This is a genomic window from Azospirillum sp. UFLA03-27, assembly GCF_059803775.1.
In genome coordinates this window covers 1-6,799 of record NZ_JAUQTX010000305.1, presented here as the reverse complement: position 1 = coordinate 6,799, position 6,799 = coordinate 1, and the positions used below count along the sequence as shown (strand labels likewise).

General features: G+C 70.1%; 7 protein-coding genes and 1 riboswitch. Of the genes, 3 read left to right on the top strand and 4 right to left on the bottom strand.

Translation table 11 applies throughout. The features are described from left to right. Positions 1–26 precede the first annotated feature (26 nt). Together Q4I23_RS28890 and Q4I23_RS28885 are read left to right on the top strand one after the other, a co-directional pair. A complete protein-coding gene (locus tag Q4I23_RS28890) occupies positions 27–206 on the top strand; it encodes a hypothetical protein (RefSeq protein ID WP_498528493.1) in 180 nt (59 codons plus the stop codon). A 148-nt stretch (positions 207–354) separates the two neighbouring features. Next, positions 355–579, top strand: coding sequence for a hypothetical protein (locus Q4I23_RS28885; RefSeq protein WP_014199802.1), 225 nt, complete (start codon positions 355–357; stop codon positions 577–579). An 83-nt stretch (positions 580–662) separates the two neighbouring features. Here the strand turns inward: Q4I23_RS28885 and Q4I23_RS28880 are convergent, their stop codons facing one another. Together Q4I23_RS28880 and Q4I23_RS28875 are read right to left on the bottom strand one after the other, a co-directional pair. Continuing rightward, entirely contained in the window at positions 663–1,814 is a 1,152-nt protein-coding gene (locus Q4I23_RS28880) for a glutathionylspermidine synthase family protein (RefSeq protein WP_454020591.1), read from the bottom strand. 207 nt (positions 1,815–2,021) lie between these two features. Then, on the bottom strand, positions 2,022–3,950 hold the full coding sequence (locus tag Q4I23_RS28875; RefSeq protein ID WP_498528492.1) for a hypothetical protein: 1,929 nt from the start codon (positions 3,948–3,950) through the stop codon (positions 2,022–2,024). Positions 3,951–4,094: 144 nt separating this feature from the next. Then, a riboswitch (cobalamin riboswitch) is annotated at positions 4,095–4,333 on the top strand. A 174-nt stretch (positions 4,334–4,507) separates the two neighbouring features. Here Q4I23_RS28875 and Q4I23_RS28870 point away from each other — a divergent pair. Beyond that, positions 4,508–5,188 carry an energy-coupling factor ABC transporter permease gene (locus tag Q4I23_RS28870; protein WP_498528491.1) on the top strand — a complete coding sequence of 227 codons (681 nt, stop codon included), beginning with the start codon at positions 4,508–4,510 and terminating at the stop codon, positions 5,186–5,188. Positions 5,189–5,272: 84 nt separating this feature from the next. Here Q4I23_RS28870 and Q4I23_RS28865 read toward each other — a convergent pair whose 3' ends face one another. Then, positions 5,273–6,040 (bottom strand): superoxide dismutase, encoded by a 768-nt coding sequence (locus Q4I23_RS28865; RefSeq protein WP_237908041.1) that lies wholly within the window; start codon positions 6,038–6,040, stop codon positions 5,273–5,275. A gap of 127 nt (positions 6,041–6,167) precedes the next feature. Next, positions 6,168–6,542 carry a hypothetical protein gene (locus Q4I23_RS28860; RefSeq protein ID WP_498528490.1) on the bottom strand — a complete coding sequence of 125 codons (375 nt, stop codon included), beginning with the start codon at positions 6,540–6,542 and terminating at the stop codon, positions 6,168–6,170. Positions 6,543–6,799 lie beyond the last annotated feature (257 nt).

The following is a 6,799-nucleotide window of genomic DNA, read 5'->3' as shown; positions in this document are numbered from 1 at the left end:
GCGTATAATCGTCGGCAGCGTCAGATGTGTATAAGAGACAGCCGCCCCGCCCGGCGGCCCCCGGTCCGTCCGCCGTTCCGCCCAACGGCGCGGCCGCAGCGGCCAGCCACACCTATGAAGAGCTTCAGAAGCAGATCGACGACCTGCAGAAGCAGATCGCCAGCATCGCCAAGCCGGCCCGCCCGGCGAAGCCCGAAGGCAAGTGAGCGGCGGCGCCGCCAATCGCATCGACGGCCATCGCGTTCACGGTGTTGCAGCGCAGGGCGGGGAAAGTTCCCCGCCCTTTTCTGTTTTTTTGGCACCAGCGGCACGCCCGGCTGTTTGTCCAACGGAACGGTTCAGAGGAGGAATGCCATGAAGACCGAGCTGCAGATGTCGATGGAACTGGAGGTTGCGGACGCCCAGGACGCCCAACGTTTCGAAGAAAAGCTGCGCGGCTGGCTGCGCCACCAGAGTCAGGTGGTGTCGGTGTCCGCCACCCACAGCGGCGTCGGCAACGACGTCGCGTGGCGGGACGCCCGCCGGGCGGCGTTCGGCTCGCCGTTGCCCAATCCCTTCGCGCCGGGCCGCGGCCGCTGAGGACTGCCGGTTGATCGCCGCCGAAGCGCCCGCCCTGCGCCCCGCTGGAACAGGGCGGGCTCCTTCCACCCCGTGAAAGCCCGTCAGCCGCGGAAGATGTGCGGCACCATCGCCGCGTCGGGGCCGACCCGCGGGTCCGCCGATTCACGGACCGACATGCCCAGGCACTTGTCCCCGATGATCCAGCAGTGCAGGAGCGCGTGGACGCCCTCCTCCTCGAAGATCGGCGGGGTTTCCAGCCAGACCCGCCCCCCCGGATACTCTGCGCCGCCGGTGTCCGAGACGATGCGGCCGTGCGCCGTCATGCGCTGGGCCGCGTCGTCCAGCCCGAACAGGCTGCGCTCGGTCACCGCGTCGCAGCCCGCCAGTTCCTCGGGGTCGAGCGCGGCGCGGCACAGGTTCGGGTGGCGCGGGTAGAGCGACCACAGCGTCGCCAGAAGCCCGTGGTTCGACATCGGCCAGCACCACAGCGGGGACAGCATGCTCATGCCGCCCATGCGCAGCTTCTGCAGGAAGGCGTCGTCGGCCAGCCCCTGCCAGGGGTAGATCTTCGCCAGCCAGGAGGCCGCCCGCCCCTCGTCGTCGATGAAGCGCTGGCCGTCCCAGCCCAGGCTTTGCAGCGGCAGCAGATGCGTGGCGATCCCGGCCTCCGCCGCGGTGGCGGCCAGATAGACCAGCTCGCTCTCGCGCATCGGGTCGGGGGTGGCACAGGCCAGATGGACGAGCCCACGGCCCGGCATGCCCGCCGCCAGCTCCTCCCAGCGCTCCACCAGCCCCTCGTGCAAACCGTTGAACTGATTGGCATCGCCCATCAGGGCCTCGCGCCAGTTGCGCTGAATGATCGAGGCGGCGAAAAGGCCTTCCGGGGTGTCGTAGTTGCAGGCCAGCAGCTTGACCGAATCGCGCCCGTCATAGGCCAGCGTCAGCCGCCCGATCAGCCCGCCGGCCCGCTCGTTCAGGCGCCCCGCGGCCCAATAGTCGTTCCAGGAGGCTTCGAGCAGCCGCGCCACGCCGCCGCGGACCCCCAGCCGGGCCAGCGCCCGCCCGTCCACCGTCGCGCGCAGCGCCTCGCGCAGCATGGTGTGCAGCTCGTCGGCGACGCTTTCTATCAGGTCGATCTGATGTGCGGAGAACTCGTACCGCACATCCTCGCGCCAGAAGGCGCCGGCGCTCATGGCGCGGACGCCGTAGGGGTATTTGCGGAGCCCCGGACGCCAATCCGCACGGGGTTTCATGACTGCTCTGCGCATCGTGTGCTTACCGGGCCGCCGGATTCAATCCATGGTTTTGCCCCGCTGCGGCGCGCCGCTTGCGGCCGTCCGGGATTCGGTGGGGGCGGATCATTGCGGCGCAAACGCGCCAACACAAGCGCCTTGCGCGCCCGTCCCTCCGTTTTTCCACGCTTCCCCTCTCGGATCTCACAGGCTGGGTGGGAACGCTTGTCAGTACGTGCGGCCGGCCAGCCAAGCCGTAATGGCGCTCTCCATCGCCCCGGCGGTCGGATCGCCGTGCTCCGGGCCGGTTCCCACCATGGGAAGCCCGGCCGCGACGGCGATGTCCTCCGCCGGGGCGCCGGTCCCGACGAACAGGTCGCAGCGCCGCAGCAGGGCGCACAGCCCGTCGAAACCCAGCCGCCCGACCGCGTTCACGCAGGCGCCCCCCGCCTCCCCGGCGATGCGAGCCGCGGCTCCCCTGGCGGCCTCCTCGCCGACCAGGATCATGGCGGTGTCGCCGCGCGCGGCAAGGCGGCGGCACAGCTCCGACAGGCTGCCGGTGCCGACGGACGCGGACAGGCCGACCGCGCAGCGCCAGCGCGCCGGAACGCCCTCGGCCAGAAGCGCGACGGCGGCCCGCTCGCCGGCAGGGGAGGTCCAGACCTCCGTGGCGGGGTCAGGCTCCCCGGCGGTCAGCGCCCCCAGCAGGCCGGCGGGAGCCGGCGCGACGTGGGTCAGGAAGGCGTCGGCGTAATAGCCGCGCAACGGCCGGCCGACCCTGCAACCGAGGCGGAGCAGCGCCCCCGTATCCTGCATCAGGCGGTTGGCGAAGCTGGCGTCCTCACCCCGGCCAGGATTGATCGTGAGATCGAACGCGCCGCTGAACTGCTGGCCGATCTCCTGGCGCACGGCGGTCACCAGCGCGTCGTCGGGCGCCCGTCCCTTCAGCGGCGGCAGGTTGACCCGCTGGTTGACGTAGGGGCAGAGGGCGAGCACCGCCTCCGCATCCGATGTCGCAAAGACGGTGATTCGAGCCAGCGGCAAGGCCCGCCGCAACTCCCGCAGGAAGCCGGACGCCCGCAGCACCGCACCCAAACCGTCCAGCAGGAACACGCCGACGCTTCGGATCAGGTCGGTCGGGAACGGCGGCGGTTCGCCGGGGACGAGCGTGCGGCGGCGAACGGCGGGGCCTGAGCCCCGCAGCAGCGCCACCGCCGGAGCGGTCGAGGCGCCCCGCGCCGGCGGTACGAAGCCCCAGGCTCCGTCGGCGTCCGGGCGCGCCAGCGGCTCCACCATGGCGTGCTCGGCGCGGGCGACGGTCGCCGCGTCGGTCACCCAGGGGAAGAAATCGCGCAGCGGAAGGGTGCCGCTGCCGACCGCTCGACCCGCCGTCTGCAGGGCGTCCCACCGCTCGACCGCGCCGTCGTAGCCGTAATAGATTTCCTTGAACGCGACCTGCTCCCGCGTCGCGTAGGCGAAATGCTGGAAGACCAGCCCGCCCGCCGCCGTCTCCTCGTGCAGGAAGGGGTTGGTCGCGCCGAGATCGACGGCGGCGCCATCGGCTTGCGGGCGCATCAGCCGGGGCGGGACGTGTGAGTGCCAGAAATCCCCCGGCCGGTACCGCCATGTGCGCAGCCATTCGTAGGCGCGGTAATTGCCGTACTGGTCCAGCCGGTCGAGGACCAAGGATGGGCCGACGAAGAAGTGGCAGAGGTACAGCGCCGCCGTGCGCGACGGCGAATCGAGGAACATCCGGCGCGCCCGGGTGATCTGCTCCGCCGTCCAAAGCTCGTCCGCATCGACCTGCCAGAGCAGGCAGTCCTCCGTCATGGCGGCAAGCGGCGCGGTCACCATCTCCACCTTGCCCTGCCAGAACATGCCGGGCGGCTTGCGGTAGACCGACACGCGCCCGGGCTCCTCCGCGGCGATGCGGTCGAGATACGCCGACGTCCCGTCGCTGCTGCGGCCGTCGCGGTGAAGGTCCTGCGGAACGCGCCCACCCCGCTGCGCGCACCAGGAGGAGTCGCGGACCTGCTCCGCCACCCCTTCCACGACGTGCCAATGCCAGGGGAAGGGAAGTTGGCGGAAAACCTCCAGGTGGTAGCGGATGAAGGGATCGCCGTTCAGCACGATGGTCAGGAAATGAACCGGTAGCATGCCCGCAACCCCGTCCTTCGCCCGTTGATCCGGCCTCGCGCAGTCCGCCGGACCTTGTCGGTTCCGCGGGAGCGGTGTCAAGGAAGCCGTGCGACTCCCCCGATGGGTCGCCATCCCCCTCTTGACGGCGGGGGACCCCGCCCCTACCCTGGCGCCGGTTATGGTTCCCCGCGCCCTCCGGTCGCGGGGCTAAGAGGGAAGCCGGTGCGTCGCCCCGATCGGGGGGAAACGGCAAATCCGGCGCTGCCCCCGCAACTGTGAGCGGTGAGCGGCCTCGTCCTTTCCGTGTCACTGGCGCCGCCTGCGGAAACGGGCGCCGGGAAGGCCGGACGATGCCGCCTTGACCCGCAAGCCAGGAGACCTGCCGTAACCGAACGTACGTCCTCGGGCGGGGTGCCCCGGTGGTCGCTTGCCGATGTCCGGCCTAAAGGCCGCCCGTCTTTCGCAAGCCGTCCCTCCGGTGCGCCCATCCAAGGGGACCAAGGGGGTTGCGATGCCGGTGCCTGCCAGCAACGACGCCCTCCCAACGCATGGCAGACTCGGAAAGGGCATAGAGCATGCACATCGAACCCGGCGTCGTGGACGGCGCCAAGATCGCTCTCAGCTACGCGACGGCCGCCGGCGGCTTCGCGATGGCCGGCAAGCTGGCGCGCGACGACGTCCGCAACAACGGCGGGGTCGCGCCGCTGGTGCTGCGCAGCCTGATCGCCACCGCGCTGGTCTTCAGCTTCTTCGAGGTGTTCCCGCACCACCCCGTGGGCGTGTCGGAGGTTCACCTGATCCTCGGTTCGACGCTGCTCCTGCTGTTCGGCGCCGGTGCGGCCTCCATCGGCCTCGCCGCCGGCCTGCTGATCCAGGGCCTGTTCTTCGCGCCGTTCGACCTGCCGCAGTACGGCATGAACGTCACCACGCTGCTGGTCCCGCTGTGGGGCATCAGCCTGCTGGCGAAGCGGATCGTTCCGGACGCCACCCCCTATGTCGACCTGAAGTACTCGCAGGCGCTCGCCCTCTCCACCGCCTACCAGGGCGGCATCGTCGCCTGGGTGGCCTTCTGGGCCTTCTACGGACACGGCTTCACCGCCGAGACCATGACGGAGGTCGCCTCCTTCGGCGCCGCCTACATGACCGTCATCATTGTCGAGCCGCTGGCCGACCTCGCCGTGCTGGCTGTCGCCAAGGCGCTGCGCCGCCAGAGCCAGGGTCCGCTGTTCAACGTCCGCCTGCACCAGGGCGCCTGATCGGGCCTCTGGACCAGACGGTTCGCAGGAAGGGCGGCGGGGACATCCCCGCCGCCCTTTTCCGTTTTAGGTCAGGCTGGCCGGTCAGATCACCAGTTCGCCCTTGCGGATCGCCGCGTAGCGGCGGTTCACCGCGCCCCAGTCGACGACGTTCCACCAGGCCGCCAGATAGTCGGCGCGCCGATTCTGGTACTTCAGGTAATAGGCGTGCTCCCACACGTCGTTGCCCATCAGCACGGGCACCCCCTCCATGGCCGGCGAATCCTGGTTCGGGCGTGCGGCGATGGCGAGTTTGCCCGACGACGGGTCGGCGGTGACGAAGACCCAGCCGCTGCCGAACTGCCCGGCCCCCGCCGTGTTGAAGCGGGTCTTGAAGTCGTCGAAGCTGCCGAAGTCGCGCGCGATGGCCGCTCCGACCTCGCCGTCTGGGGCACCGCCCGCCTTCGGCCCCATGATGCTCCAGAACATGCTGTGGTTGGCGTGCCCGCCACCGTTGTTGCGCACCGCGGTGCGGATGCTTTCCGGCAGTTCCGGGACGCGCTTCAGCAGGTCGGCCAGCGGCATCGCCTGAAGGTCGCCGTGGTTGGCGAGCGCCTTGTTGAGGTTGTCGACATAAGCCTGATGGTGCTTGCCGTGATGCACGCTCATGGTCGTCGCGTCGATGTGCGGTTCCAGCGCGGCGGGCGCGTAGGGCAGCGGCGGCAGCGTGAATCCCTTGCCGCCCGGTGTCTGGCCCCCTGTTGTTTGGGTCCCTGTTGTTTGGGCCAGGACGAAGCGCGGCGCCACGGCCAGCACCAGCGCGGCGGCTCCGGCGGAGAGCAGCAATTGGCGGCGATCCAGGCGAACGGACATGAGACCTCCCATTGTGTGTTTCGTGCCGAACAGCGGGGAAGCGACAGCCTCAGTGCGCCCCGCGCCTCACTCAACAGGGCAATGGGCGTACTCACTCGGTACCGGCGGACCGCACACCGCCCGTTTCCTACAAGCGGACCTTTCCAGCCAGTCCCGAGGACGCCGAGAGGGCCATGCCCATCGCCACGGTCCGCCAGCGCCCCAGGCGGAATCGGGACGGGGCCGCCACCGGCTTCCGGACCGGTGCGACCGGTGCGGTTCCCATCGCCTCATGGATCTTACGGGCGCGGCGCTCCCGAAGCAGCAGGCGCATCACCTCCTCCTCCGTGACGAGACGCCCGGCCTTGGCCGAGGCGAGGCTGGCGGTGTCCTGGAGAGCGGCGACCTGCGCCAGAGTGCCGGTCAGCCCCTTGGCCGCGGCGGTTTCCAGCGCTTCGCGATGAATGGCGAGGATGAACGGCTTCAGCCCGCGGTCGGGCGATCCGTGCGGCAATGTCGGCATGGCGGAATGGCTCCGGGGATTCGTTCGATTGGGTAAACCATCATCCAACCGATAACCCCGCGGCGGCAAAGACCCCTACGGATTAGCCCGCCCCCCTCCGCTCGGGGAAGCCGACGCAAAACGGCGGGTGCCGAAGCCCAAAGGCCCCGGCACCCGCCGTTTCGTATCGCGTGTATGCGTCCTCAGCCGAACCAGGCGGCGACGTTGCCGGTCTGGCCGAGGATGGTGATGCGGTTGCCTCCGCCGACGTCGAGGGT

What these genes read in the sequence shown, in the direction of transcription:
- Q4I23_RS28865 (WP_237908041.1), bottom strand. Translation starts at nt 6,040, where the DNA reads ATGTCCGTTCGCCTGGATCGCCGCCAATTGCTGCTCTCCGCCGGAGCC.
- Q4I23_RS28885 (WP_014199802.1), top strand. Translation starts at nt 355, where the DNA reads ATGAAGACCGAGCTGCAGATGTCGATGGAACTGGAGGTTGCGGACGCC.
- Q4I23_RS28870 (WP_498528491.1), top strand. Translation starts at nt 4,508, where the DNA reads ATGCACATCGAACCCGGCGTCGTGGACGGCGCCAAGATCGCTCTCAGC.
- Q4I23_RS28875 (WP_498528492.1), bottom strand. Translation starts at nt 3,950, where the DNA reads ATGCTACCGGTTCATTTCCTGACCATCGTGCTGAACGGCGATCCCTTC.
- Q4I23_RS28880 (WP_454020591.1), bottom strand. Translation starts at nt 1,814, where the DNA reads ATGAAACCCCGTGCGGATTGGCGTCCGGGGCTCCGCAAATACCCCTAC.
- Q4I23_RS28860 (WP_498528490.1), bottom strand. Translation starts at nt 6,542, where the DNA reads ATGCCGACATTGCCGCACGGATCGCCCGACCGCGGGCTGAAGCCGTTC.